The following is a 23,679-nucleotide window of genomic DNA, read 5'->3' as shown; positions in this document are numbered from 1 at the left end:
AATCGAATAATACAGTTGGCCAAACCGGCCCGCTAAATCACTTTTAATAAGGAGGTGAAGCGGTGGGCCTGGTGGTCTGCTGCTTTATATGTCAACGATATATCAAATGGTTACGGATGAAATAATAAAAAAACTAGAGGCGGGAACAATCCCGTGGCAGCAGCCATGGCGGGATACAAGAGCGGTAAATTGGAAAACTCAAAAGCCCTATCGGGGAATAAACGCCTTGCTTCTTGATTTCGGTGAGTATTTAACCTTTAAACAGGTACAGGAAGCCGGAGGAAAGGTTAAGAAGGGGGCAAAATCTCATATAGTGGTATTTTGGAAATGGATAGAGATAGAAAAAAATGGACAGCTTGAGAAAATTCCATTTCTTCGCTACTATCGGGTATTTGAACTTAGTCAGACCGAGGGCCTGAAGAGCCGAAGAAAAGAAACAGAAACCTTTGAACATGATCCAATAGAAGCGGCTGAAAAAATAATTGATGAAAGCTATCAGTCACGACCACGGATAACATTTGCACCAGGTGAAGCCTATTATAGTCCTCTGACAGACAGTATAAGTATACCGGCAATAAATGAATACCGGAAACCGGAGGAGTATTATAGCACCTTATTTCATGAAGCCATTCACAGTACCGGTCACAAAATCAGATTAAACCGTGCCTCACTCACAGAAATGGCGGCTTTAGGTTCTGAAATATATAGCAAAGAAGAACTGGTAGCTGAGATAGGTGCGGCCATGCTTTGTGGTACAGTAGGTATTGAAAACAACACAATAGAGAATTCAGCAGCTTATATTCAATCCTGGCTTTGTGTGTTGAAGAAAGATATTCGAATTGTAGTTTTGGCGGCTGGACAAGCACAGAAAGCAGCTGACTATATTCTGGGTAACAAAGAATCAGAGCGGGATGGTGAGGCGGCAGAATGAAAGGCTATTTTCAAACCAATCATGGCCATGAAAAACGCAGTGAGCAGCCATATTTCTTGAGCCTTAAGATGTTCCCTGACGGTATCTGTACTGATTTGGTAGCCATGGAATATCACCATGGCGGTGAACTGTTTGTTATGACTGAAGAAAGTGTGGAACAGACAAGGCAAAAGCTTGTCAAATGGGCACGGGAAGTAAAAATTAATAAATATTAACGGGTTTAAGAATAGATAAAGTACTTGAATATATAAATGTCCGAACAACATTAATCTGAAAAGATTGGAGGAATTATGATGACTGAAGAGATTACAAATAGTTTTCTTACAAAAGTAGATTTGCAAGCTGAAATTAATCGATTGCAGCATGGTAACATCAGGAGAAGCATCCAGGAGTGGTCATTAATTATCGGCACTCATTTTGGACATTTATTTAATGCAGTGCGTAGAAATGACCATGCTGAAATAGAGAAAGAAATACTTCATATAACAGCACCACTGCTTGAAATGTATCAGGAGAATGTTAACGCAAGTTAACAAAAAACAACCTTGCTTTTTAAAGCCTGTAACAGGGGAAATTCTTCCCTTGTTATGGGGGAAGAAAAGGGGGGAGCACGTATTGATAAATAATATTGGACATCTTGAGACTCCTAGTCTGCCAGACAAAACAAAGAAATACACAGTAGTGCATTTCTTTGCCGGAATTGGTGGGGGAGCCTTGGGGATGCAAAAATCAATGGTGGAATACAGGGGGTTGCTGGGTAAGTTTGAAACCATAGTTGGAATTGACTGTGACCGAGAAGCTTGTCAGGATTTTGAAATGATAACCGGTGTACCTGCTGCCTGTATTGATCTTTTCAGCAGAAAAGATTATATTGCTTATCACGGTCACGAACCTCCATTGGGTTGGCAGGAAGCTACGGCAGAAGACATACGGAATGCAACCAGAGGCATATATCCGTCAGTAATATTCATGTCACCGCCCTGCAAGGGATTCTCAGGGTTATTGCCGGAAAAAACATCAAAAACAGAAAAATACCAAGCACTAAACCGCCTTACAATTCGCGGTTTAGAATTAATATTTGAGCTCAGCAATACACCGATTTGGGTAACTCCTGTGCTTAGTGAAAGCAAGGAATTGACGTTAACGTAAGTTAACAAATTCTTTTACAAACCCAGTAGGGAAAATCACTCTCCCTATGTAGGAGAGTAAAGGAGTGGATAAATTATGAAAAAACCCTTAATTGTACAATGTAGAAAATGCAAAAAAATACCAGAGGAAATATTAGAGTATCAAAAACATGTAACAGGTGAAGATATTCCACCAAGACAATATGTTATTGAACGTGAAGGTACGTATAATCGCAAAACGGGTTATTTTTACTGTACCGATTGTTATTTAAGAATTGGAATGCCGTTAGGTACAGCTTAATAAGCTTGGGGCTTGAATTGGCTTAATCTCTAATTCGAAAGAAGGGAAGAAGAGATTAGGCCGGTTGGCCCGATTTAGTAGCCGTGATATCAATTAAGTTTTTGCTTCCACTGAACCGAGTGGTTGCTGCTGTCTTGCCAATAAACTTCTATGGAGGTGATTGGTATAACAGGCCGCCGGGCAGGTGTACCGCATATATGACAAAAGAAAACAGGATAGAAGACGTAACAAAAAGTAGTATTTACTTAGGGAGGTAGTAAAATGGTTACAGAAAGAGTTATTAATAAGATAAAAAAAGTTTTAGTCCTTAGCAATAGCCCTTACCCCGAGGAAGCAAAGACGGCAATGCTGAAGGCTCAGGAATTAATGCTGCAACATGGCTTATCAATGGCCGATGTCCAGTTTGAAACGAAAGAGGATAAAGAAGTAGTTGACCAATCAGTTTACGAAGTAAATAGAATAACATGGTGGAAGCAAAGCCTTTCTTTAATAATAGGGGACAACTTTAGATGTTATCCATATATAAAAAGGTACTCCAATGTTACGAAGGTTCAATTTGTTGGCTTGCAAGAAGACGTAGAGCTGGCCAAAGAAGTTTACCTTTATGCAATAAGTGTCATTGAATATCTGTCTGTGCAGTACATTAAAGTTCACAAAGAGGAGATAAAGATTAACTCAAGACGTGTGAAGAATCAATATATTCTTGGTTTTCTGGATGGACTGGTAGATAGATTCAAGAAACAAGTTGAGTCAAATGAGAGCTTTTCCTTGATTCTGGTGAAAGATTCTTTAGTAGAAGAAACGTATAACAAGATTAATTTAAGGAAGAGTAAAAAGTCACATATTACTATAGAAGATAATGATCATGCCAGAATAACTGGTTATTATGACGGCAATAACTTTGATGCTAACAGAAAGATGATTCAAAATGTTTAAGTATTAATTAAATAGAACGATTTTCACATACGTTTAAAACCCTCCGGCCATGCCGGAGGTGTTTATAAAAACAGCCTCACCTTCTTTCCCAAAGAAGCATATTTCCACTTCGGTGTGAAGCTTCTTAACGTCGATGACCAGGACCAGAGGCGGCCTGGTAGAGCGGCTACACTGCCCGGTCGAGAGCGCATAGGCGCATGGGCACACAGGGACTATAATACATTCGGAGGGCCACGGTGGTGACGAATGTATTGACATACGCTGGCGCAGCCAGTGGTTTAGATACCTGACTGGAAGGAAGGCCATGGTTAAGGTACGACTGGGTCGTTTATTTAGGTGGTGAAGCATAAATAAACGACCGGGGGTCGCCTGGTCTTGACCTTAGCTTTGCTATTGACTTGACGCGGTAGCGGCAAGCTAGGTTTTAGGCCGGAGGCCCTAAGCAAGGCACGGCGGCAGCCGGGAATTGCCCCCGAGCGGAGGGACGGATTTTAATTTATTGAAACAACGTATTACTTAGTGTAAAATAAAACCATAATACAGAAAGCTGTGATAATATGTTTCAGGAATACGACCTTATTTTAAAAGCGTTGGCTGAAAGATACCCAGCTCATTTTGTAGAAATGGTGCGAGGTATAACTGTAGAAGACGTTCAACGAGTAGAAAAGGAAGCTATAGCGGTAAAGCGAGAGTCTGATATGCTTTTTCGAGTTAGTGAAGATGGTTATGAATATCTTATGGCTATTGAAATGCAGATTAGGCCAGACCGGGAAATGCCTCGACGACTTTTAGAATACACTGCTATGCAGCATCGGGAGTTTAAGAAACCAGTTTACCCTGTAATAGTAAACCTTACAGGGCATAAAAAGAAGGATGAAAGGTAGTTTTAATGAGGCACGATGAAGCTCCAGAAGAACTGTTTGCAAAGTGCGTTCAGAGAGTTGATGAAGTTCCAGATGAAGGTCTACGGGCGGATCTATATCTCGGACTGGCGGTATTGTCAACGATTAAGTTTACCAGGGAAATAATTCTAAAATATATTGAGGTGAATAAAATGGAAAACTCCCCGTTATTTGATGGTATTCGTGAAAAATGGATTGATCAGGGTGAGCAAAGAGGGCTTCAAAAGGGGATACAGCAGGCTATAATTGAAGCATTAGAGGAAAATATAGGCTTGTGTCCGTCCGATATTTATAATAATTTAGCTTCTATTCGGGAAATAAATACTCTTAAAATTCTTCTCAGAAAGGCAGTTAAAGTTAAAACTTTGGATGAATTTTTAGAAACTTTAAATAATGTTACAAGGGTTAATAATTAACTGAAAAAATATTAACTAACCACGACCTCCACCTTTATAAAAGGGTGGAGGTTTTTTGTTTGGCTATTTTAATAATGAAAGGGGGGTATTTAAGTCGAAAATTAAGGATCAAGGGGGATAATTGCTTCAATTAGTGTTGCCTAGAGCCTAGACTTTAAAAGTGTAAGAAATAAGGGAGGTGTGATAAATGGAAAAGCAAATTCCAAAGGAAACAACGGATAAACACGCTGATGGAGGTTTTTGTCCCGTTTGTTATATATACAACCCCAATATATTTCAATATTGTAATAGATGCAGACAAAAGTTGAGATATGGTTAAGGCAATAATTTCGCAAAGGTAAAAACAATATTTCGCCAGGTGGATGGACTATTGTGCCGCGGTAGCGGCAAGGTTATGAAGGTTATAGGAGGATTAAGACTATGGACGAATGGTTAATTAGAAAAGTTGAAATAAGTGAGATACTCGAAGTCGGAAAGATATACTGTGAGGAAGAAAATATTGAAATTACACAGGGATATGTACAATCCGCAAAGATAGCGTATGAAAAAATGCTATCAAAAGGAGATTTCATATTAGGTGCTTTCAATGATAAAAAGATATTAGGCTGTATATCAGTACATTTTTTAAATGACACATATCCGGGGTATGCGAATGGATGTTATGTGCACATAGAAACGGTAGTAATAGGAAAGAAGTATCGTGGTAATGGAATTGCCACAGATTTGCTAAGAGAAGCCATTCAGATAGCTAAAGAAAACAATGTTACATATTGCTTAATTCAAACAGGAGATGATAATTACCCTGCTAGAAGAGCCTTTGAAAAGGCTGGTTTTAAGCATTATAACGTAAATTATTGTTTGGATCTTACTACTAAGTAATAATTTAGGAGGAGGATTAATTATGTTAGAGTTTTTTAAGAAAGGTTGGGAGATAACGGCTCAAAATTATAATTTTATGCTAAAATATTGGTATGTATGGCAAATAATGATAGTAATTTTTGCTGCAGTAGCGTGGATATATTACAAATTTAAAAATCAAATTTGAGGAATCAGGCCTAGCTTTGCTATTGACTTGACGCGGTAGCATATTCGCAAGGGAAAAGCGTGGAGGGAGTATCTTAAAAGGTATAATTTGCGCTGCATACTTGACTGTGGCAGTTTTACAGAATGGATGGCAATACAGAAAGGAAAGAATGTTAAACCCATAGATCTGGATGAATATATCCAGTTCATTAAAGAAAACTCAGACGTAATTGAACATTATTTTGTTAAGGATGAAATTGGGAACCATAGAAAAACGATGGAAAATCTTCGATACATGGAAACATGCGGGTTGACACCTATACCGGTATTTCACATGAGCACTAATTTAGCAGAGTTGGATAAATTGGTCATGGAATACCCGGTGATTGGTATTGGTGGTACCGTTAATCAAAAAAACAGGGAGACCTTTCTAACGGAAGTATTTCTTCGGTATCCCAAAATTGCTTTTCATGGATTAGGTATTACCAAAGCAGAAATATTAATGAATTACCCATTCTATTTGGTTGACAGTTCAGCCTGGCTTAATTCCCGCAGGGAAGACAAGGCAAAGGTATTAACCAGGAATGGTCAAGAAAAAAGAACTGACTTGTCTGTAATTGAGAGGGTTGTTCAAAGTATAAAATTCTTAAGTTCTTTGGAGTTACCTAAAACTTTTCGAGGGATAAATTTCATTGGGGAGCAAATAAGTTTTTATTTTTAAAAGTTTACGTATGTTAACAAAAAGGATATACGGATTATTATGTCAAACTCAATATCCGTATATCTGTACATATATCAATAATCTAAGATAAACAAGAAGAATTATTGTTTAGGGGTGTGTGATATTGATGGGTTTAAAAATGAAGGAATCAGATATGTTTCTACCAATAAAACAGTATCTAGAAGAAGAAGGATACATGGTTTATGCGGAAGTTCCATGTTACGGCAAAACTGCGGATATTGTTGCCGTAAAAGGGAAATTGGTTACAGTAATTGAAACCAAGCTGACTATGAATATAAAACTACTTGAACAAGTATTTGAATGGCGACATAAAGCTCATTATATCTACGCTGCTGTTCCTCAAAAAACAAGAATATCTCTATTGGTTAGAAAATTATTAATTGACTATGGTATAGGAATTATATATCTTGATATAGATACAACGTCAGATAGGCCATATTGCTCAAGGGTTTATAAATATTCACCAGCTAGGTTATTTAGAAAAATTGGGGCAGAAACATATAATGGGTTTAGACCCCTACTGTGGGAACAACATATTATACCTGAACATTCCTTAAATATCTCGGGTGTAAGACATGCAGATATCCGTATGAGTCGGTATAAGCTAATGATGAGGCATGTAAAACGTTTACTGACACCAAAAGAAGAAGGAATGAGTATTGACGAATTAGCTAATACACTTGATACCTACTACTCAAACCCCAAAATAGGATTATATAATGCTTTGAAAAAGCATGAATCGGATTGGTGTGAAATATTTAAAAAACCTGGTGATAGAAAAACTTACGTTCGATTAAAGACAGATTAGCAAATCACTCAGGTGGTTCTGTTTTTAACTTCGTCAATCGTAATGGGAAGAAAAATACACAATGTTTTATGATTAAAACCTCCAGTAAAACTGGGGGTTTTAATCTTTAATGAATAATAGAGGGTGTTTAATTTGGCAAAAGTAAAGACGATATTTCGCCAGGTGGATGGGCTATTTGGAATGAGTAAAAATTCGGTAATAAAAAATCAGAACTTAGAGATCAGGGGAAGATGGATGCTTCTGTCACCGGTTCCAAGACTTTTGACGACTACAAAGATGTTTGTATGCGCTGGGCAAAAGATCTGGCTGAGAGGCGTGGTACTAGCAAATTTCAGATTTGTAGTGTAAAACCGGAAGAGATTAAGAATTTTTTAGATAGGATAGCCATGACGCACCGGCCTGATACTGTGCATCAGTATTGCGCAGCTTTACAGAAACTTGAAAATATGACCAATAATTATTTTGGTAAAGTAGAATGGAATATTAATGATTTTGAAAAGCCCAAGCGGAGCCGGGAGAATGTAACCGAGCAGCGGGGGCCAGCTTACAAAGAACATGAGGCCGACAGGCTGATTAGTGAGATGGTCAGGCAGGATAAGCGAGCCGCAGATGCTTTACTGTTTATTAGGGCTACCGGTTGCCGGGCTGAAACAATCTTTGGCCGGCAAATGAAAAAAGGCGGAAAGGTTGTTGTAAATGGAGTAGTTGTAAAAGGAACAAAGGTTTTTAGGGATTTTTCCAAGGCCGTGAAAGCAGAAAGGATTGATTTGGTGAAAGGTACTGTTACGCTCACTGAAAAAGGCGGTAAAACACGTACTGTAGCTTATGATAGGAAGTATCAAAAATTTATGGAACGATTGGTCAATGACAACCCGACTAGCTCAATATTCGTTGGTTTAAAGCAACCTACTGTTTATAACAGAATTAAAAGAATTTCTTCAGAAACCGGGTTTACAGGTCGGGGGTTACATGGTATGAGAAAAACATTTGCCGTTCAGCGGCATGCCGACTATACGCATAGAATTAACGAACTGGTTAATAAAAAGGACTGGCTTACTCTGTCAAAAGAATTTCAAACCAGTGAGCAGAAAGCTAAAGAATTGTGCAGAAAGCCTTATACAAAAACGGTTGATAATCTAGCCAGGCTTAAGTTGACAAAGGACTTAGGGCATAACAGAATTGAGGTTACTTTTAGATATGTACCGAAAACTGTGTAACGTGAGGAGGTGGAACTGATGGGTTGTAAATTAAAGGAATTAGATAATGTTCTTGTTAATAAAACAGTATTTAGAGGAAGAAGAAATAATTGAATCTTTTTGATCTTCCTTCGGGGAGGTTTTTTATTTTTCTAGTTCGATATACTTTGACATGTTTATTAAGAATTCTTTGATATAATATTTTAAAATGTTTAGAAATTTGGAAAAACAAGGTAGTATTTAAGTAATGTAGCTAATGTCATCCGAAAAATGTTTGGGAAAGCACAAACGTTTATGGGCTTTCCGTTTAAAGACGCAAAAACACCTAAGTATCTTTGATTTACGTACTCTGAGAGTACTGGACAAATGCCAAAGATTTGGAACAAGTGTCTTTGAAAATTTAATTTTTGATTATGCTATACTGGCGCCAATGCTCTGTTCATATAGTAACGCTAAATCCACCTACAAATGAATTTAGTAACATTTATTGTCTGGTGTAAAAATCTCTTATTTGCTATACTTTTTGTAAGGGTTTTGGTGGAAGGGGAAAACAATGTGGAATTAAAAAGGCCTGTCTATATTGACCTTTTTGCTGGCTGTGGAGGAATCTCTTTAGGCTTAATGAATGCTGGTTGGCAAGGTTTTTTTGCAATAGAAAAAAGTCCTATGGCTTTTGAAACTTTAAAATACAACCTTATTGATGGAAATAAGGTTCATTATAATTGGCCCAAATGGTTGTCGAAAGAACCTCATGATATATGCAAGTTTAGGGTTAGATTCTGGAGGCAGCTAAAAACAATTTCTGGTCAAATTGATCTTATAGCAGGTGGACCACCATGCCAAGGTTATTCATTTGCAGGTAAACGTAGTAGTGATGATGAGAGAAATGAATTATTTAAAAAATATATTGGTATGGTTAAATGCCTTAGTCCCAAAATAATTTTTTTTGAAAACGTTGAGGGTATTACGGTACCAATTGGTAAAGAGAAAAAGAATGAACTGAATAAAAGAAAAAAATCAGGTAAAAAACCTTTACCGTACTCCCAAAAAATAGAGAATTCACTTAAAAGATTAGGATATAATGTATTTACTGCATTAGTTAATTTTAGTGAGTATGGAATCCCACAATCCAGAACACGTTTTATTTTAATCGGGTTTGATATAAAATCTTTTGGAAATGTGATAGATAATCCCTTTGAGAAATTAAGATCTCTACGTGATAATTTTCTTAAGGAAAAGGGGTTAACATTGGAGAAAATTTCAATAAAAGATGCTATTTCAGATTTGGAAAGTATAAGGTTTGGAAAAGTTCCTAGTCAGGATTCTAAAGGGTTTTATCATGGTTTAAAAGGACAAGCCGAATCGGCTTTTCAAAAATTAATGCGTGAGGATATAGACGTTGGAAATAGAGTACCTGATAGTCATAGATTGGTAAATCATACCCAAGAAATTATTCAGAGATTCTCCCTAATCTTAAGTAAATGTAAAAAAGGAGTTCAGATTAACTCCGAAGAAAGAATGAGATATGATACTAAGAAACATTGTATTGTTCCAGCGGATGAATTAGAACCTTCACCCACATTAACATCTTTACCCGATGATTTATTACACTATAATGAGCCAAGAGTTTTAACAGTTCGTGAATATGCACGTCTGCAAAGCTTTCCAGATTGGTTTGAATTCAAAAACAATTACACTACGGGTGGAAAAAGAAGAAAAATAGAATGCCCAAGATATACACAGGTTGCAAACGCTGTACCACCTTTATTTGCTGAAATACTAGGACAAGTACTTATTAAATATATTGAACAAATAAATTGTAATTATTGTGAATTTGATAGACAAACATCAAATTCTATTTAGGGAGACGATCTTGATGCCAAGTTTTTCTTTTTCTGCTTCTTCTAAAGTTAAAGATCTTGTTGGTAGACGTCTAGTTACAAATAAACACTCTGCTCTATTTGAATTGGTGAAAAATTCATATGATGCTGATGCGGATAAGGTTAATGTCTCTTTTAATATATTAGAAGACACATTGACGATTGATGATGATGGCGATGGAATGTCTTTGAATGAGATTGAAAATAAGTGGATGGTTATAGGTACTGATAGCAAGCAAGGTAAATTATTTACTTCAAAAGGCCGTGTGCTAAATGGAGAAAAAGGTATTGGAAGGTTTTCTGCTGATCGACTTGGGAATAAATTAGAAATGATAGCTTGTGTTGAAGAATCGGAAAAAGCTATAAGGATGATTTTTGATTGGAATTTGTTTGAAAATACTAATTATTTACTTGATGATATACAAATTGACTATAGTTACATAGATAAACCTAAACTAAAAGGGCTTACATTGATAATTAGTGGTCTAAGAGATGCATGGACAATAGATGATATTGTTAGGGTGGAAAAAAAATTAAGTGGTTTATTATCACCTGTTGGGAATACAGACGATTTTGCAATATATCTTAATTGTCAAGAATATGGGGTAAAGAATAAGCAACTAATACCTTATAGTATAAGTGATATAAGTTCTATTTGGATTAATGTTGAGGTACCTGTAAATGATACTGATATTATTAATTATAGGATATATAGAAATGGAGCTGAGTTAGATAAGGGTAGTTATAATAATACATATAATTTTGGACCAGTGAATGTATTAATCTACTCATTTACGACTGGAGATAAGATTTCTTTTAAACACAAATTCTCTATAGATGTTGTGAATTTTGGTAATATAAGGATTTATCGTGATAATTTTCAAATATATCCATATGGTGAGCATCTTAATGATTGGCTAGGTTTAGATAGGCGTAAGACACAAGGTCATTTTAGAAATTTAGGTTCCCGCGAAGTAATAGGTTATATTCAAATTTATAGAGAACATAATAAGGGATTAATAGATGCTACTAACAGGCAAGGTTTAGAAGAAAACAAAGACTACGATGAACTTAAGCAGTTTATAAAAAAAGAAGCACTAACTAAGCTTGAAAGTGAGTTTTATTTTAAAAAAAATAAAGATATTAAAAGTGAGGCTAGAAGTAATCGAGAAGAAATAATTAAGACTACAAAAGAAGTTAAGGAAATAGCAAAAAAGCTATTTTCTGTGGCACCGTCAGAAGCAAATGAATTGGTTGATTTATCTAATCAATTACATGATAAAACCATTGAGCAAGATAAAATTATACGTAATCAGTTACAGGTTATTGAAATTTACAAAAGAGCCGCTAGTAAAGAAACTTTACTACAAAAAATAATTCACCAAGCTTTTATACGAGCACAAAATATTTCAACAGCGATTTCAAATACAGAGGATGATTTAAAAACAATTGATATTAATCCTGATGCAAGATATATAATCAATAAATGTCATAATTTCATAAAGGAAAGAGCTAGCGAAATAGGCGATTTTCTTGTGAGTGTAAGGGAAAAAATTTTAAAAAAGAGAGAAAAAATAAATATTAATATAATTAAAAGCATTAAAAGGGTTATTAATCATTATATGCCTGAGTTTCGTGAAAATGGTATTGAATGTATTGTTGAAGGTGATGAATCTCTGATCATTTATTTTGACCCAAGTGATTTTAAAGTAATACTTGAAAATCTTATTTCGAACTCAAAAAAAGCTTTAAATAAGTGTAATACGAATGATAAGTTTATTCATATTCGGGTTATAAATAATGATTCACGTATTAATATATTTTTTAGAGATAATGGAATTGGTATACCACCAAGAGATGCTGCACATGTGTTTATACCTTTTTATACAACGACTGATGGTTTTGGTATGGGGTTAGCTATAGTTGACGAATTGATAAAAGATAATGGTGGAGAGATTCAGTTGGTACAGCTAAAACCTGATGAATCTGGTGCAGAATTTCAGATAACTTTTAAAAGATAGAAGGTGAATGGTTTGTTTGAAAGAAATATACTAATTGTCGATGATTGTCGTGAAATTAGTGAAGATATTAAGAATTATAAAATAATTTTTGATGGAATAAAAAAAGATAAGAGTTTAAAATATGACATAAGTTTTATGTCAACTGATAATTATGATAAGGCTATCGAACTATTAAGTATGGAGAAATATGTTTTTGATGTTGTGCTAATTGACTACGATTTATCATTGGGGGGTAGTGGAAAATACGGTGATGAGTTGGTTAGAGAAATTAGAGACTCAGTAAACAAGCATTGTAAGATTATATTTTATACTGCTAGTAGTTTACAGGAAATGTTTCCCGATAGAAATGATTTAGTAAAACTTTTTAATCTTGGTATTTTCAAATTATTAACTAAGGAATTAGAAACAAAAAATATTAAGTCATATGGAGGAACACCTTTTAATCAACTTCGCGTAGAGGCAATTATTGAAGCAATAGAGAGTATTGATATAGTTCAACTTGCCTTGGAAAGATATTTTCTAAAATATTTGTCATTGACTAAAGAAGATATTTTATATATAGACGGTAAAGATTATTCTATATTAGAATTAATAAATGCTATTAAAAAGGATGAACCTGCTGGAAGAGCATTTAGAGAAAATCTTATGGAATCCGTTCTAATTTCAAGAATCCTAAAGGGGTAATCATAATGAATATATATCATTTTTTTCCTTCTTCTATTGGTATTAGATTCCTTGAAACTCTTTCTAAAATTCTTAGATATGAGTTTGGCGTAAGATATCAAGTATTTTCAAAATTAAAAAATCTCTATGATGAATTGTGTTCAAGAAATCAGTCATCAGATATTATATTAATAACTGCTCATGGAACTGAAAATTGCATTTATGGCGAAGGAATTCATGGCGACGAAGAAAAAATTACTTTAGAAAACTCACATTTATTTTCTAATTCTTTCGTTTTTGCTTTCTCCTGTTCTACGGCAAAATTGGGACAGCAGATGGTTGATAAAAACAAAGTGATTACCTATATAGGATTCAACAAAGATATACCTTTAGCCGTAAAACAGCAAAAGTCTCCGGAATTTGTAAATGAACTAAATAAATTATTAAAAGAAATATATACACAAGCTGTAACAAGAGCGCTAGATGAATTTATAAAAAATGGTCTTACTGCTTTAGAATTTGTTAGACTTTTACAAAAAAGGCTTTTAGAAATTTATGTACATGCAATTTCATTAGAGCCACAGAAACTCGCAACACAGTTTAGTATTAGCCATCGAACTGCTAATAACGAGACTTTTTATATGAGAATGAGCACTCATTTGTTAGCTACCATAAATGCTGTTTCAAGTATGATAGAGTTATATGGGGAAAGAGGGTTTATGCCTTTAGTATGTATAAACGAATGGGATACTAAAAAAATAATTGAACGTCTCAATAGGTTAGAAGATACTATTCGTGATGAATATCCTGCCCATTTTTATATACATTACGTAATGTCGCAGTTATATTGTGCCCTTAAAGATAATACTAATATGTATAAACATTTGAGAATTGTTGAGAATATGAATCCGGAATACTATAGACAGTTAACTAATCAAATGACTAAAATATCCTAAGATTTTATTATTGAAGTAATATCCGTTCGTATGATCCTAGTGATATTTCGATTGTTAATTTTACATCAATCAAGAAATCAATAGAAGCTCTTTGTCCGTAAAGTCCACTTTTACGGACATTTTTTGTTTTTAGTTCGGGGTTAATTTATTTTGTCCGCAAAGGGTTCCCTTTATGGACACTCTCTGACGAAATCTAGAAATGTCCGTAAAGGCCATAATTTTTATTTTTGTACGTTCGTGTTTTTCAAGATACTTTTCGAACGGGGGGAGTTTATGAAAATTGGATATTGCCGTGTGAGTACCCATGAGCAAGATGCTACCAGGCAAATTTTAAAGATGCAGGAACTTGGGATAGAGGAAAGGTTTATTTTCGTTGACAAGGCCACCGGCAAGAATTTTGACCGGCTTGAATACCAGACTATGAAAAAAATTATCCGAGAAGGCGATATCATTTACTTTGATGCCCTGGATAGGTTAGGTAGAAACTATGACGGAATCATTAAGGAATGGAAACATATTACTAGGGAATTAGAAGCTGACATTGTGGTGCTGGAGAATGAAGCTCTATTTATCAGTCGGAAATACCGGGAGATGGGTGACATTGGCAAGCTCATGGAGGACATGTTTCTGGCTTTACTTTCTTATGTTGCAGAACAGGAGATTAAAAAGCGGTATCAGCGGCAGATGGAAGGACAGGCTGTGGCACGGGCAAAAGGAAAGCAAATGGGCAGGTCAAAATGTTCAGTCCCCCAAAACTTCAAAGAGATATACCAAGATTGGATGGAAGGAAAAATTACTGCTGTGGAAGCAATGCGACGGACGGGAATGAAAAAAACGAGCTTTTATAAGATGGCTAAAGAAGAACACAGAAGGAGTTTTATAGCCGAACCGTAGAGGCGGGCAGGCAGTACAATCAGAGGTGCCATAAATATACGCATCGGGCAAATTTGCCTGGGGTCACGCCTCATACTATGCATCACGTTCTGTAAGAACACGATTGACCAGAGTACTCCCATTGACAAGGTGGCAGTCATGGCCAGACATATGAGTTTAGATATAACAAAGTGGTATACTGCCCCCTCACAAGAGGACTTACAGACGGCAGTTGAAAGGATGGCCTGGGAGTAGGCAGTCCCGGTCTTATTTCTGTAAAACCAATTACGGAGATGGTTGTTAATATGACTGACACTCTGGTATACAGCGAACTTGCAGAACTGAATAAGCGAATTAAATAATTGAATCTTTTGCCCTCCATTCGGGGAGGATGTTCAGGGAAAATAATGTTTTAGACTGAAGCCGTTAAACTCAGTAACCTTTAATACTGGTAGTCCTAAGAAATCTTAAATTCTAAGGGTTTATAAAAATCAGAGTCTAAAACATTATTTTCTTCTAACACTTACTATTAATTTTTCAGCTAATGCTGGCATCTTAATCAACCTCCTCATTTTGTCCCTACCCCTAAACAATTATTTCCATATTATAGCAAAAATCTATAAATATATTTTCTAAAAAATATTAATGTTATCGAAGAATTACTTTCCCACGCATTTAGACCACAATTCAATCAAATCAGTGGGTATACCTTTTCTTTTGGCATAGTTGTAAGCATGCTTACCAGCATCCGGTTGGTCAGACCTGGCTATAAACTCTATAGCAAACAAGGTGGCCTCGTTTTCATGTTCATTGTACCCGGTGCTCCATTACGGCAAAGTAACTGATATTTGTATGTAACAAAAAATGTCCGATTTCGTGAAGGACAACAATGTCTTGAATATCCAGCGGAAGATTGAGATTTACACCGATAAAGGTAACCCCAAATATTGTGATAATCAAACCATTAAGATTATGAAAGGGGTACCTTATAACCGTGCAGCCCAACAATTCTGCAATTTCGAATGGACTTTTGTTTGGGTATTTAATAATTAGTTCCTTTATTACTCGGTGTATATGTTGCAATTTATTATCTCCGAACTCAAGAATAATTATCTAACTTACCTTGGAAATTTGCTCCCAGATTAACAGATTGTTTGATTCATTAGTAAACAAAAATTTAGCTAATAAACCGGAGGGCTTGTTAGATTTGGGATTAAAAATATCCATATTGCCAAAAACAAGAAAACTGTTTTTGGCCCGTGAAACGGCTACATTGAGCATTTGAACGCCCTGATTGAAGAAAAAACCGTCCGGATTTCCGTCCTGATGAGAGTATACCGGTGAAAAAATAACTACATCCCTTTCAGCACCTTGTAGTGCGTGAACAGTACCAATGGTAATATCTTGTAAAGATGAATATTTATCTAATAAAAGTAATCTATGAAATAAGTCCTTTTGCGCCCCAAAAGGTGTAACAATTGCGATGATATCTTTTATTGGTTTATTAGCCATATCGTTTTTATAAACATATTCAAGGTATTCTTTATTTGTTAAAACCCAATCTAAAATAAATTCAGCTTCCATATCATTCTTACGGCTTGTACCAACTTTTGTTGATTGGCCTGATATATGAAGATACCCTATAGGTGGAAATCCACCGTTAAGTATTTCGTTGCCGCGCATTGGCTTTAGTCTTCCGTTGTAAGCTAATTTATTACAATAATCAATTATACTGTCAAGACAACGACGATGTTCCGAAAGAAACATGCCGCGTTCAGGGTATTTATTTCCCGATGAATCTAATTTTTGATACTTACTTGCTCTTTGAGCAATAAGCATTGCACAACCCTCGGAGGCGGTAATACCTTTTGAAGCTATTTCAGCAAATTGGCTACGGTTTGAAATAATCTTATGCTTTAATAAATTACCCTCGTCAATGGCTTTGTTTATATTCCAGACTGGTTCAATTTGTAAGATATCACCAACAAGCAGCGCCTTTTTGGTTAATGCAAAGGAAGCTGCAGCAAGTTCCACTGTTACTTGACCAGATTCATCGACGATTAATAAATCCGCAAATTCTAAAAGCGGTTCCATTTCAAAACCATCGTCAATTCTTTTCCAACATGTTAGAATGCTTGGCAACATATAAAGGGTAGAAACAATACAAGGTGTCAGCATTGAGTAACGACGCCATTTTCTTTCAACACGATCCCTTAAAGGTAGTTTTTTCTTCTGGTTGCTTAAAAAATTCATTTCCTGTATTTCTTGTAGCCATCTTGCTTCCCAGTAATGGGTGGCAAGCAAAAATGCTTTATGTCTAATTTCAAGGTCAAGCTTTGAAAAGAAATTATTCTTATTAAAAACGACATCACTCTGTTCTGGTATGTCAGATGTTTTTGCAAGCTTATCCGAGATATTAAAAAGTCTTAATAACTGCTCAATAAATTTACAAACTGACGGTGGCAAAGAGTAAAGTAGCCGCAACCAGAAAGGTAGATTATTCTGCTTTGTTTTTATCTTACCATTATGTTCATTTATAAGTTTAGAGAGGGGTTCTAAACATTGTAAGAGGTTTTTGTGAATTATAGATTGTGCTTCAACAATGGAATTAATTGAGATACCAAAATACTTAGTACATTTATCCAAAAAATATGTCTCTGCTAACGTAAAGTATTTAGAATCCTCTAACTTACCTGGCAAACCAGATGTGGCAGGAAAATTGTTATCATTTGATAGTGCAATTTGAAATTTAGTTGTATTTTTACGTGTAGCTGCACTTGAAGACGGGCAGTACAGACCATAACTATTAATTTCGGGAAGCCATCTTTCAGATAAAATATCTTTGGGTTTAATAACTTTACCAAAACTATCAATTATATTAGTTACCGCCTGGTTATTAGCCGATACAGCAACAATAACAGGTGGACTGGTTTGAAAAACTGCTGCTTCTACCCACATATTTGCAATTATGCTATGTAAAAGTGTAGTTTTTCCGGTGCCTGGAGGTCCGTTGACAGCTAGAATCTCACCGTTTTTAAGAGTTAAAAAATGATGTAGTGCTTCTCGTTGTGAGGGGGCCAAAGGAAACTCACTGCTCATTTGTCCCATATGTTTAGAAGCTATCTTGAATTCCTGTTGATCATTTAATATAGGTCCAATCGACATATCCGATAAAGAAGCATATCTTGTCAGTGTAGGAGTAGTTTTATTATTTTCTATTAAGTAATCAAGTAGTTTTATATTATTAAGTTCTGCTCCACGGATATCAGTATCCGGCATAATAAAGGCATTGGTAAGTATAGTATATTCCGGAAATGATAAATCTCCATATGGCAGTGACTTGAGCATATTAAAACAATAATTAGAAAATTTATGCCAATCTTGCCATAAGTCGTCTGTTCTTGTGCAAGACAAATAATGCTCAATATCTTCAATAGAGCCTATAGTTTTACCTTGCTTGGTAGTTGGGTCCAGTAAGCCTCGTGCGATCCATGGCAGACTTCCTTCAATTGGCTGTAATTTTCCGTGTTGAGAAAGTTTAGCCGGAATCCATAACGGAGTAATTTCCTTATCAAGATTACCATCACGTTTTTCGTAATGACAACCACAATAATTTAAAGCCAAACGATAAGGACAAATTAAAACTGGAATAGCTGTATTATCAGTATTGTCTAAATCCTTTGAAGTTTTGTTAGCCTCTTTAAAAAGCTTTACTATTTTTACTGTAGTGTCATGATCAATAACTCCAGAGTTCAAAACATCATGACTTATCTCCAATGCAGAAGTGTCGATCTTTTTGTGAAGTCGAGAACTATCTGCAAGGCTATTTCTCCAGTATTTCAAAATATTAAATATCATAGATAACCACCTCAGTATTTATTAATTTGTAGGAAAAAATAGGTTATAATAATTATTTTGTTAATTAAATATTGTTATATTTTGTCGAAAAAAAATAACTACCACGCTTCAGCTGTGGTAGTTATTTGTCCTGCTTGTTTTCTTGTTGTCTTTTAACCTTTAAAGTACGCATAGCAATTCTCACAAAATCAATCAAATCCTCTTTATCAATATCATCCAGGGGCGCTCCGTCGAACATAACATTGCTGTTTTTAAGGATTTCTTCAAGCTCTGCTTTTGTGGGTTCCCGGTCTTCATAAAAATGCGAGCGCTGATTGGTTCGGCCAAGGAGATAGTCAACAGAGCAGTCTAAATGTTCGGCAATTTTAATAACCATATCAAGATCAGGTTGTCTATAACTGCGTTCATAACCAGACAAAGTACCAATTTTTATTTTTAACAAATCTGCTAAATATTCCTGTGTCCATCCTTTGCTTTCACGCTCTTTTTTTAATCTTTGAGCAAATATACTAATCTTCACGTAATCCCCACCTAAATATAAATATATCATAAGTTTACAAATAGCGAAATTTAATTAAGCGAAATGCTTATATTTGCTTGACATAAGCATTTCGCTTATATATAATTTGTTTAAGCGAATTTTATTGAAAGGGGAAAAACTTTATAAATGAACCGAAGTGTTGTATATGGTAATAGGATTCGTAAAATAAGAAAGGCAAAAGGAATTACTTCATGCTATGTCGCAAAAAAACTAGGTATGTCTCCTGGTGGATATAGTGATATTGAGCGTGGAAGACGTAAACTTTCTGCCGAAAGAGTTGAGAAAATAGCAAAAATATTGGAAATCGACATTGGTGAAATATTTTATAGCAGTAAGCGTAATGCATAATAACAACAACGGAAAAATTTGAAGAGGTGCAAAAAATGACGATAGGATTTAGTGCAACGACTGCCTTAAGGCGTACCGTTAAAGCTGGGAAAGAAAGCAAATTGACGGTAGGCCCTAGGGTAGCAGAGTAGGGTGGCTGCATTGCGGCGTATTGTTAATCAGAATCTACCCAGGTATCCAGAACATCATTGAGGATTTTTATTTTCTCATGCGGTAGCTTAATAACCTTATTAACTATTTGGCGAACTTCCGGTAGCATTTCTGGAGCCGAATCATCAGAAAAGAATTCATCTAGGGTGATGCTAAGGGCACTAAGTATACGCTGGGGATTATCCGACCGACCAACTAGATAATCAAGTGAAACATTAAAAAAGTCAGCAAATAATATTAAGGTGTCATAACTTGGCTTGGATTCATTTTTTTCATAAAGAAAAATAATTCTTCTCTTTAGTCCAACGAATTCAGCCAATTCTTCAGCCTTTAAGTTTTTAGATTTTCTTAATTGGTATAATCTTTCGCCAAAGGTGGCCATATTATTTCTCCTAAATTTAATATAAATACTTGACAGTGCAATAATATTGCACTAATATAATGTTAGAGGTGCATTTTAATTGCACAGGAGTGAATTTATGAGTACAGTTCTAAAACAAAAGCGAATTGAAAGCGGTTTTTCTGTTGAACAGGTAACAGAAGCCATAGGTATCAAAAGACGCATGTACTATTACGTTGAGTCTGGACAAAAGCTTCCTTCTCGAAAAGTAGAAAAGCGTCTGGAACAATTTTTCAAACTTCCAGCAAGTGAATTGCTGAAGGTAACTGAATAGTTTCAGTCCCTTTATGGGACGTTAATCAGATTCTACCCATGTATCTAAAACATCATTAAGGATTTTTATCTTCTCATGCGGTAGCTTAATAACCTTATTAACTATTTGGCGAACTTCCGGTGGCATTTCTGGTGCCGAATCGTCAGCAAAGAAATCACAAATAGTGTTACTAAGGGCATTGGGTATTCGGGGATCATCTGACCGACCAACCAGGTAGTCAATAGACACACCGAAGAAGTCGGCGAGGGCGACAAGTTTTTCAGCGGATGGAAGATTTTCTCCGCTGGCAAATTGACTTATAGCCGGACGGCTTATATTAATGGCATTAGCCACTGCTTGTTTAGATGCTTTATTTTCTTTAATAAGCAAGGATAGTCTTTTAGCAAAAATATTTTTTAAAGACATAACTTCTCCTATTGACCGTAAGCATTACTTACGGTATACTATAAAATATAGTAATTACTACTTACGGAAAGAGGTGTAAAATGAAACGCCTAGTCTTATTGTCCGAAATACAACAACGAAATTTAACATATACCGAAGTGGGTAAAGCAGTTGACGTATCAAGACAAATGGTTAGTTATATTATCAACTGCCAGTGCAACCCTTCATGGAAATTACAAAGGCGCCTCGAAAACTTCTTCGGTATTCCCGCCAGTGAACTCCTGGCCGAGTCCGAAGAACTACCCCAACCGATACCGAAGGCCATTAACGAAAGGTAGTAAAGCTTAATTAGAATCAATCCAATCAACTAAACTAATAGTCTTTTTCGGTAATCTATGAGTTTTTTAAATAATAATTTAATATGGGTCAGGCTGTTTTTTACATACTGACAACCAACATAATGATCCCTATATATTCATAACACAATTAACTAATCGATATAATTTACAAGAAAAATGGTGCCTAGCCGTTTATTAGGCACTTTTTTGCATTTTTTGGGCCGCTTACTTTAGTATACCATGTTATGGAGAACCAAACATAGAAGTATAAGGCAAAGATATTAACGGTAAGATTTAGGGCAGGAAGGCTGCCTTAATGTGTGCCGTTAAAATCACTTGACGGTAGGCCCCAGGGTAGAATTTAAGCTACATTGTGGCGTGTCGTCAAAGCCAGTAAAAAAATTTATCAAGTACCTATCTAATATAGAAGCAGAAAAAGCAGCAAATACACTTGGCGTAAGCGTTCCTAACCTTTTAAAGGAGAATACAGACTACATGCGCCGTATAAATACCATATAAAATCATTTATCAATAACAAGAATATTCTATATTAAATTGACTAAATCCGTCAACTAAATGGTTGAGGTGAGAGCAATGACAAAGGGTTTAATAGTACCCATAGATCTGGCTGCCAAAAGAAAAGCTGCAGACCTAACACAAGAAAAATTTGGTGAACTCATTGGCTTTTCTAAGTACTATGTATTACGTTTGGAGAAAGGCAAACTAACAACACCGCTTCAAGTGGCAGTTAAATGCGTTAATATACTTGGTCCTATTGAATTTAAAGACAAAGAGACAGGGAGCCGCTACCGACTGACAAAAATATAACACCTGCCTGATGAGTCCCGGATTGTAACCGGGCGAAACCGACGGAATAGTCGGTCGCAGGAAACTAAATAAATTGAAGTGGGGTGCTTCTTTTGCAAGAGGCAATGAAACACGTTAATTTAACTTTAGAGGTTTTACCGGCTGCCAAGGCCGCATTCCAACTTACTCGTTCATGCTTTGATTGTTGGGTTAAAGATCAACTGATAGCTAGTATCTTAGACCAACTAACCGGCAAGGGTTGGAGTTAGATTTAAACGAAGCAATTAAGGTGTTAAACAACCTAGAGCGCGAGATTGCAGAATCAATTGGAATGCCGGATATAGCTACAGAATACCGGATAAAAGGCGAATTTATGTGGTTTAAAAATGTGAACGGTGACAGATGGTATGCCCGGCATGATGTGTTTATGGCTGAACCGGTGGGAGGCGAAAATTAATGCTGGAAAATAGGGATAAGTCGTGCCTGACGAGTTTTAGGAGAGTAGGGGGTGGGAGGAGATTGGATGGGTAAAAGATAACCTGCCTGATGAGTCCCGGATTGTAACCGGGCGAAACCGATGGAATAGTCGGTCGCAGGAAACTAAATAATATTGAAGTGGGGTGCATCTTTTGCTATATAGAACCGAAATAATAAATATCGTTATAAATTAAACGCAAAGTCTCTTTTTCACATCTTCCGAACAGCATTTGATTTCCTCTAAAAACGAGTCAACAGATTTTTGAATTTCTGAAGCATTTTTATGAAAGCGATTATAAATAGCTGTATTTTTTAACCATTTCCATAACTCTTCTATGCAATTCAGATTGGGTGAGTAGGGTGGAAGAAATTTCAAAAACAGATGATCCTTATGCTCGTCTAAAAAGTCTTTAAGTAATTTTGCATGATGAACTCTTGCATTATCAAGAACAATGTAAATTTTAGAAATGTCATCTTTTAAAAAATGTGATACCAATTTTTTAAGAAAATCTTTGAATTTTTCTGCATTGATTTTGTCATAATTTACACAAAAAACTTTACCCGTATAGTAGTTTAAAGCACCGTATAATGTAACTTTTGCATGGTGTCCATAGGTCTTAATCTTTTTTTGCTCACCTTTTGGGAACCATGCTCGTTGTAAACCTTGATAATCCCTAATGTGAGATGCATCCACATATAGGAGTATTTCACATTCAGTGAGATTTTTTTAACTCTTCCAGCTCATCTTGAAAAGCTTTTTGTTTTTCCGGATCAGCTTTGGCTAATACATAAGTGGGACGATTATAACGAAAATCCATCTTAAGAAGCATGCGCCAAACACCATCTGATGTATATTTAACGCCGTATGTATCATAAATGTAAGCAGCGAGGGTTTTACAATTCCAAGTAGTATGGGTACTAAAACCAACCTCTGATGGTGATTGTTTCAGTACCTCTTTGACCTCTTCTTTTTGTTCATTGGTTAGCCTTGGCGGTCTTCCCGGCTTTTTTGATACATGAAGCAGTTTTTTAACTCCACCTTCATTAAAGTAAGCAACGTATTTTCTTATGGTTTGTTCACTTATATCAAGATATTCGGCAATCTGCTTTGCTTGTCTCCCTTTCATGACAAGAATAACAGCTTGAACTCTGCATCTTAGTTTATATGGTGTTTCTCTTTTTATCTTATTCAAATCCTCAATGGTTAAATTTTGTGGATTGTTTAAATGCAATTTCCTCATGGTAATAATACCCCTCCCCACACTTGATTCTATTTTACAGGATAGGAGTAAAAATTACCATTACTTTATTAATCACTTCTATATAG

33 protein-coding genes are annotated in these 23,679 nt (G+C 35.7%); 24 read left to right on the top strand and 9 right to left on the bottom strand.

The genetic code is table 11. The annotated features are described in order from the left end of the window. Positions 1–88: 88 nt before the first annotated feature. The 6 genes from DTOX_RS12020 (at position 89) to DTOX_RS11995 (ending at position 3,295) form a co-directional block, all read left to right on the top strand. Entirely contained in the window at positions 89–931 is an 843-nt protein-coding gene (locus DTOX_RS12020) for an ArdC family protein (protein ID WP_015757965.1), read from the top strand. Beyond that, a complete protein-coding gene (locus DTOX_RS12015; protein ID WP_015757964.1) occupies positions 928–1,146 on the top strand; it encodes a hypothetical protein in 219 nt (72 codons plus the stop codon). The genes DTOX_RS12020 and DTOX_RS12015 overlap by 4 nt, the downstream gene beginning before the upstream one ends. A 78-nt stretch (positions 1,147–1,224) precedes the next feature. Further along, on the top strand, positions 1,225–1,464 hold the full coding sequence (locus DTOX_RS12010) for a hypothetical protein (protein ID WP_015757963.1): 240 nt from the start codon (positions 1,225–1,227) through the stop codon (positions 1,462–1,464). Positions 1,465–1,546: 82 nt separating this feature from the next. Next, positions 1,547–2,080, top strand: a complete 534-nt coding sequence (locus DTOX_RS12005; RefSeq protein ID WP_015757962.1) for a DNA cytosine methyltransferase — start codon at positions 1,547–1,549, stop codon at positions 2,078–2,080. A gap of 75 nt (positions 2,081–2,155) precedes the next feature. Continuing rightward, positions 2,156–2,359 (top strand): hypothetical protein, encoded by a 204-nt coding sequence (locus tag DTOX_RS12000; protein WP_015757961.1) that lies wholly within the window; start codon positions 2,156–2,158, stop codon positions 2,357–2,359. A 261-nt stretch (positions 2,360–2,620) separates the two neighbouring features. Beyond that, positions 2,621–3,295 (top strand): DUF2786 domain-containing protein, encoded by a 675-nt coding sequence (locus DTOX_RS11995; protein WP_015757960.1) that lies wholly within the window; start codon positions 2,621–2,623, stop codon positions 3,293–3,295. Between the two features lie 33 nt (positions 3,296–3,328). On the opposite strand, the gene DTOX_RS23010 is transcribed toward DTOX_RS11995, so the two are convergent. Continuing rightward, complete coding sequence (locus DTOX_RS23010) at positions 3,329–3,643, bottom strand: hypothetical protein (protein WP_157862933.1); 315 nt, start codon at positions 3,641–3,643, stop codon at positions 3,329–3,331. Between the two features lie 209 nt (positions 3,644–3,852). Between DTOX_RS23010 and DTOX_RS25120 the strand changes: the two genes are divergently transcribed. The 12 genes from DTOX_RS25120 (at position 3,853) to DTOX_RS11945 (ending at position 14,796) form a co-directional block, all read left to right on the top strand. Further along, a complete protein-coding gene (locus DTOX_RS25120) occupies positions 3,853–4,179 on the top strand; it encodes an Rpn family recombination-promoting nuclease/putative transposase (protein WP_015757959.1) in 327 nt (108 codons plus the stop codon). A 5-nt stretch (positions 4,180–4,184) separates the two neighbouring features. Continuing rightward, on the top strand, positions 4,185–4,613 hold the full coding sequence (locus tag DTOX_RS25115; protein WP_015757958.1) for a hypothetical protein: 429 nt from the start codon (positions 4,185–4,187) through the stop codon (positions 4,611–4,613). 420 nt (positions 4,614–5,033) lie between these two features. After that, complete coding sequence (locus DTOX_RS11985) at positions 5,034–5,492, top strand: GNAT family N-acetyltransferase (protein ID WP_015757957.1); 459 nt, start codon at positions 5,034–5,036, stop codon at positions 5,490–5,492. A gap of 22 nt (positions 5,493–5,514) precedes the next feature. Then, on the top strand, positions 5,515–5,658 hold the full coding sequence (locus DTOX_RS23005) for a hypothetical protein (protein ID WP_015757956.1): 144 nt from the start codon (positions 5,515–5,517) through the stop codon (positions 5,656–5,658). A gap of 126 nt (positions 5,659–5,784) precedes the next feature. Next, positions 5,785–6,357, top strand: a complete 573-nt coding sequence (locus tag DTOX_RS11980) for a hypothetical protein (protein WP_157862931.1) — start codon at positions 5,785–5,787, stop codon at positions 6,355–6,357. A 124-nt stretch (positions 6,358–6,481) separates the two neighbouring features. Further along, positions 6,482–7,186: a hypothetical protein gene (locus DTOX_RS11975; protein WP_042315762.1), complete on the top strand. Its 705-nt coding sequence runs from the start codon at positions 6,482–6,484 to the stop codon at positions 7,184–7,186. A gap of 230 nt (positions 7,187–7,416) precedes the next feature. Further along, complete coding sequence (locus tag DTOX_RS11970; RefSeq protein ID WP_015757953.1) at positions 7,417–8,403, top strand: site-specific integrase; 987 nt, start codon at positions 7,417–7,419, stop codon at positions 8,401–8,403. Between the two features lie 534 nt (positions 8,404–8,937). Next, positions 8,938–10,245 carry a DNA cytosine methyltransferase gene (locus tag DTOX_RS11965; protein WP_042315759.1) on the top strand — a complete coding sequence of 436 codons (1,308 nt, stop codon included), beginning with the start codon at positions 8,938–8,940 and terminating at the stop codon, positions 10,243–10,245. Positions 10,246–10,258: 13 nt separating this feature from the next. Then, positions 10,259–12,283, top strand: a complete 2,025-nt coding sequence (locus DTOX_RS11960; RefSeq protein ID WP_015757951.1) for a sensor histidine kinase — start codon at positions 10,259–10,261, stop codon at positions 12,281–12,283. A 12-nt stretch (positions 12,284–12,295) separates the two neighbouring features. Beyond that, a complete protein-coding gene (locus DTOX_RS11955; RefSeq protein ID WP_015757950.1) occupies positions 12,296–12,967 on the top strand; it encodes a response regulator in 672 nt (223 codons plus the stop codon). A gap of 5 nt (positions 12,968–12,972) precedes the next feature. Next, entirely contained in the window at positions 12,973–13,902 is a 930-nt protein-coding gene (locus DTOX_RS11950) for a hypothetical protein (protein ID WP_015757949.1), read from the top strand. A gap of 273 nt (positions 13,903–14,175) precedes the next feature. Beyond that, positions 14,176–14,796: a recombinase family protein gene (locus tag DTOX_RS11945; protein WP_015757948.1), complete on the top strand. Its 621-nt coding sequence runs from the start codon at positions 14,176–14,178 to the stop codon at positions 14,794–14,796. A 638-nt stretch (positions 14,797–15,434) separates the two neighbouring features. Here DTOX_RS11945 and DTOX_RS24835 read toward each other — a convergent pair. From DTOX_RS24835 to DTOX_RS11930, 4 genes are all read right to left on the bottom strand, one after another. Continuing rightward, complete coding sequence (locus DTOX_RS24835; RefSeq protein ID WP_015757947.1) at positions 15,435–15,563, bottom strand: hypothetical protein; 129 nt, start codon at positions 15,561–15,563, stop codon at positions 15,435–15,437. Between the two features lie 19 nt (positions 15,564–15,582). Continuing rightward, positions 15,583–15,780 carry an ImmA/IrrE family metallo-endopeptidase gene (locus DTOX_RS25335; protein ID WP_422698406.1) on the bottom strand — a complete coding sequence of 66 codons (198 nt, stop codon included), beginning with the start codon at positions 15,778–15,780 and terminating at the stop codon, positions 15,583–15,585. A 108-nt stretch (positions 15,781–15,888) separates the two neighbouring features. Continuing rightward, entirely contained in the window at positions 15,889–18,633 is a 2,745-nt protein-coding gene (locus DTOX_RS21530; protein ID WP_015757945.1) for an AAA domain-containing protein, read from the bottom strand. A 121-nt stretch (positions 18,634–18,754) separates the two neighbouring features. Next, positions 18,755–19,153 carry a helix-turn-helix domain-containing protein gene (locus tag DTOX_RS11930; RefSeq protein WP_015757944.1) on the bottom strand — a complete coding sequence of 133 codons (399 nt, stop codon included), beginning with the start codon at positions 19,151–19,153 and terminating at the stop codon, positions 18,755–18,757. Between the two features lie 147 nt (positions 19,154–19,300). On the opposite strand from DTOX_RS11930, the gene DTOX_RS11925 reads away from it, so the two are divergent. Further along, positions 19,301–19,522, top strand: a complete 222-nt coding sequence (locus DTOX_RS11925) for a helix-turn-helix domain-containing protein (protein WP_015757943.1) — start codon at positions 19,301–19,303, stop codon at positions 19,520–19,522. Positions 19,523–19,676: 154 nt separating this feature from the next. Here the strand turns inward: DTOX_RS11925 and DTOX_RS22255 are convergent, their stop codons facing one another. Next, complete coding sequence (locus tag DTOX_RS22255) at positions 19,677–20,054, bottom strand: helix-turn-helix domain-containing protein (protein WP_015757942.1); 378 nt, start codon at positions 20,052–20,054, stop codon at positions 19,677–19,679. A 97-nt stretch (positions 20,055–20,151) separates the two neighbouring features. Between DTOX_RS22255 and DTOX_RS11915 the strand changes: the two genes are divergently transcribed. After that, a complete protein-coding gene (locus DTOX_RS11915; protein WP_015757941.1) occupies positions 20,152–20,346 on the top strand; it encodes a helix-turn-helix domain-containing protein in 195 nt (64 codons plus the stop codon). A gap of 21 nt (positions 20,347–20,367) precedes the next feature. Here the strand turns inward: DTOX_RS11915 and DTOX_RS22250 are convergent, their stop codons facing one another. Next, complete coding sequence (locus DTOX_RS22250) at positions 20,368–20,751, bottom strand: helix-turn-helix domain-containing protein (RefSeq protein ID WP_015757940.1); 384 nt, start codon at positions 20,749–20,751, stop codon at positions 20,368–20,370. 80 nt (positions 20,752–20,831) lie between these two features. Here DTOX_RS22250 and DTOX_RS11905 point away from each other — a divergent pair, with 80 nt between their 5' ends. From DTOX_RS11905 to DTOX_RS11895, 4 genes are all read left to right on the top strand, one after another. Further along, positions 20,832–21,068 carry a helix-turn-helix transcriptional regulator gene (locus tag DTOX_RS11905; RefSeq protein ID WP_015757939.1) on the top strand — a complete coding sequence of 79 codons (237 nt, stop codon included), beginning with the start codon at positions 20,832–20,834 and terminating at the stop codon, positions 21,066–21,068. Positions 21,069–21,662: 594 nt separating this feature from the next. Further along, positions 21,663–21,896, top strand: coding sequence for a helix-turn-helix domain-containing protein (locus DTOX_RS11900; protein WP_015757938.1), 234 nt, complete (start codon positions 21,663–21,665; stop codon positions 21,894–21,896). Positions 21,897–21,988: 92 nt separating this feature from the next. Then, a complete protein-coding gene (locus DTOX_RS23480; RefSeq protein ID WP_162013537.1) occupies positions 21,989–22,144 on the top strand; it encodes a hypothetical protein in 156 nt (51 codons plus the stop codon). Then, positions 22,135–22,332 (top strand): hypothetical protein, encoded by a 198-nt coding sequence (locus tag DTOX_RS11895; protein WP_015757937.1) that lies wholly within the window; start codon positions 22,135–22,137, stop codon positions 22,330–22,332. The genes DTOX_RS23480 and DTOX_RS11895 overlap by 10 nt, the downstream gene beginning before the upstream one ends. Positions 22,333–22,542: 210 nt before the next feature. Here the strand turns inward: DTOX_RS11895 and DTOX_RS24335 are convergent, their stop codons facing one another. Beyond that, positions 22,543–23,046: an IS630 family transposase gene (locus DTOX_RS24335; protein ID WP_242652418.1), complete on the bottom strand. Its 504-nt coding sequence runs from the start codon at positions 23,044–23,046 to the stop codon at positions 22,543–22,545. Between the two features lie 19 nt (positions 23,047–23,065). Continuing rightward, complete coding sequence (locus DTOX_RS24330; protein WP_042315661.1) at positions 23,066–23,593, bottom strand: IS630 family transposase; 528 nt, start codon at positions 23,591–23,593, stop codon at positions 23,066–23,068. Positions 23,594–23,679: the final 86 nt, after the last annotated feature.

Origin of the sequence: Desulfofarcimen acetoxidans DSM 771, assembly GCF_000024205.1 — a bacterium.
GTDB lineage: Bacteria > Bacillota > Desulfotomaculia > Desulfotomaculales > Desulfofarciminaceae > Desulfofarcimen > Desulfofarcimen acetoxidans.
This window is presented reverse-complemented; position numbering and strand designations above follow the sequence as displayed.

What these genes read in the sequence shown, in the direction of transcription:
- DTOX_RS22255 (WP_015757942.1), bottom strand. Translation starts at nt 20,054, where the DNA reads ATGGCCACCTTTGGCGAAAGATTATACCAATTAAGAAAATCTAAAAAC.
- DTOX_RS11900 (WP_015757938.1), top strand. Translation starts at nt 21,663, where the DNA reads ATGACAAAGGGTTTAATAGTACCCATAGATCTGGCTGCCAAAAGAAAA.
- DTOX_RS12010 (WP_015757963.1), top strand. Translation starts at nt 1,225, where the DNA reads ATGACTGAAGAGATTACAAATAGTTTTCTTACAAAAGTAGATTTGCAA.
- DTOX_RS11950 (WP_015757949.1), top strand. Translation starts at nt 12,973, where the DNA reads ATGAATATATATCATTTTTTTCCTTCTTCTATTGGTATTAGATTCCTT.
- DTOX_RS12000 (WP_015757961.1), top strand. Translation starts at nt 2,156, where the DNA reads ATGAAAAAACCCTTAATTGTACAATGTAGAAAATGCAAAAAAATACCA.
- DTOX_RS11905 (WP_015757939.1), top strand. Translation starts at nt 20,832, where the DNA reads ATGAAACGCCTAGTCTTATTGTCCGAAATACAACAACGAAATTTAACA.
- DTOX_RS11985 (WP_015757957.1), top strand. Translation starts at nt 5,034, where the DNA reads ATGGACGAATGGTTAATTAGAAAAGTTGAAATAAGTGAGATACTCGAA.
- DTOX_RS25120 (WP_015757959.1), top strand. Translation starts at nt 3,853, where the DNA reads ATGTTTCAGGAATACGACCTTATTTTAAAAGCGTTGGCTGAAAGATAC.
- DTOX_RS12015 (WP_015757964.1), top strand. Translation starts at nt 928, where the DNA reads ATGAAAGGCTATTTTCAAACCAATCATGGCCATGAAAAACGCAGTGAG.
- DTOX_RS11925 (WP_015757943.1), top strand. Translation starts at nt 19,301, where the DNA reads ATGAACCGAAGTGTTGTATATGGTAATAGGATTCGTAAAATAAGAAAG.
- DTOX_RS12020 (WP_015757965.1), top strand. Translation starts at nt 89, where the DNA reads ATGTCAACGATATATCAAATGGTTACGGATGAAATAATAAAAAAACTA.
- DTOX_RS11960 (WP_015757951.1), top strand. Translation starts at nt 10,259, where the DNA reads ATGCCAAGTTTTTCTTTTTCTGCTTCTTCTAAAGTTAAAGATCTTGTT.
- DTOX_RS23005 (WP_015757956.1), top strand. Translation starts at nt 5,515, where the DNA reads ATGTTAGAGTTTTTTAAGAAAGGTTGGGAGATAACGGCTCAAAATTAT.
- DTOX_RS11945 (WP_015757948.1), top strand. Translation starts at nt 14,176, where the DNA reads ATGAAAATTGGATATTGCCGTGTGAGTACCCATGAGCAAGATGCTACC.
- DTOX_RS11995 (WP_015757960.1), top strand. Translation starts at nt 2,621, where the DNA reads ATGGTTACAGAAAGAGTTATTAATAAGATAAAAAAAGTTTTAGTCCTT.
- DTOX_RS21530 (WP_015757945.1), bottom strand. Translation starts at nt 18,633, where the DNA reads ATGATATTTAATATTTTGAAATACTGGAGAAATAGCCTTGCAGATAGT.
- DTOX_RS23010 (WP_157862933.1), bottom strand. Translation starts at nt 3,643, where the DNA reads ATGCTTCACCACCTAAATAAACGACCCAGTCGTACCTTAACCATGGCC.
- DTOX_RS11980 (WP_157862931.1), top strand. Translation starts at nt 5,785, where the DNA reads ATGGCAATACAGAAAGGAAAGAATGTTAAACCCATAGATCTGGATGAA.
- DTOX_RS25115 (WP_015757958.1), top strand. Translation starts at nt 4,185, where the DNA reads ATGAGGCACGATGAAGCTCCAGAAGAACTGTTTGCAAAGTGCGTTCAG.
- DTOX_RS24330 (WP_042315661.1), bottom strand. Translation starts at nt 23,593, where the DNA reads ATGAGGAAATTGCATTTAAACAATCCACAAAATTTAACCATTGAGGAT.
- DTOX_RS11915 (WP_015757941.1), top strand. Translation starts at nt 20,152, where the DNA reads ATGAGTACAGTTCTAAAACAAAAGCGAATTGAAAGCGGTTTTTCTGTT.
- DTOX_RS11970 (WP_015757953.1), top strand. Translation starts at nt 7,417, where the DNA reads ATGGATGCTTCTGTCACCGGTTCCAAGACTTTTGACGACTACAAAGAT.
- DTOX_RS22250 (WP_015757940.1), bottom strand. Translation starts at nt 20,751, where the DNA reads ATGTCTTTAAAAAATATTTTTGCTAAAAGACTATCCTTGCTTATTAAA.